The sequence below is a fragment of the Virgisporangium ochraceum genome, assembly GCF_016863655.1.
GTDB lineage: Bacteria > Actinomycetota > Actinomycetes > Mycobacteriales > Micromonosporaceae > Virgisporangium > Virgisporangium ochraceum.
Map to the genome: position 1 here is coordinate 1 of NZ_BOPH01000186.1, position 1,106 is coordinate 1,106.

Consider the following 1,106-nt stretch of genomic DNA (forward strand, 5'->3'; position numbering starts at 1 on the left):
TTTCAATCGGTGGTTGCACCATCTACTTTGAGTAGTTGGTCGAGTTTCTCTGCTGGAGTCTTCCATGCCAGGGTCTGGCGGGGTCTGCTGTTGAGCTCGGCGGCGACGGTGTCGAGTTGGTGTTGGGTGATGCGGCGGAAGTCGGTGACGCCCTTCGGGTAGTACTGGCGCAGCAGCCCGTTGGTGTTCTCGTTCGAGCCGCGTTGCCAGGGGCTGTGCGGGTCGCAGAAGTAGACGGGGCAGTCGGTGGCCAGGCTGAAGTCGGTGTGGCGGGCCATTTCCGACCCCTGGTCCCAGGTCAGCGACCGGCGTAACTGCCGGGGCAGGGTGCCCATGGCGGCGGCCAGGCAGGCCACGACATCCTCGGAGACCCGCCCGCCGGGCAGGCCGACGAGCAGGGCGAAGCGGGTGCTCCGCTCGACCAGGGTCGCCACCGCGGACGCGCCGTCCTTACCGATGACCAGATCGCCTTCCCAGTGCCCGGGCACGGCCCGGTCGGCCGCCTCGGCCGGCCTCGCCGAAATGTTCAACCCGAGCCAGGGCCGGTTCGACCGCACCGCCCCCGCCTCGGCAGCCCGGCGCCGGCGGGTGACCCGCCCGGACCGCAACGCCTTCTGCCGCGTCAGTTCAGCCCGCAGATTCCCGCGGGACTGCAGATAGATCGCCTGATAGATCGTCTCGTGGGACACCCACATCTCCGGCCGGTCAGGGAAATCGTCCCGCAGCCGGGCCGCGATCTGCTGCGGCGACCACCGCCTACGCAACAACCGCAGCACCAACGACCGCAACCGGCCACGCACCGCCAGCTTCGCACGCCTGGGACGCACCGCCGCCGTGGCCGCCGACCGATGCGCAGACGTCGCCCGGTAGACCATCTCCGGCCGCCCGAACGCCACCGCATGCCCATGAAACGAATGCCGCTCAACCTCCCGCGACACCGTCGTATGCGCCCGACCCAACCGCGCCCCGATCCGCCGACACGACTCCCCACGGGCCAACCCCAGCCCGATCTCCTCACGCTCGGCCAGACTCAACCTGCCCGCCACCACAACCACCTCCGCCTAGATCAACAACAGAAGTGGTGCAACCATCCATTGAGCCCGCCA

General features: G+C 68.9%; 1 protein-coding gene. It reads right to left on the bottom strand.

Features of this window, described 5'->3' with window-relative positions:
- Positions 1–2: 2 nt before the first annotated feature.
- Complete coding sequence (locus Voc01_RS52610; protein WP_445009842.1) at positions 3–1,049, bottom strand: IS30 family transposase; 1,047 nt, start codon at positions 1,047–1,049, stop codon at positions 3–5.
- Positions 1,050–1,106: the final 57 nt, after the last annotated feature.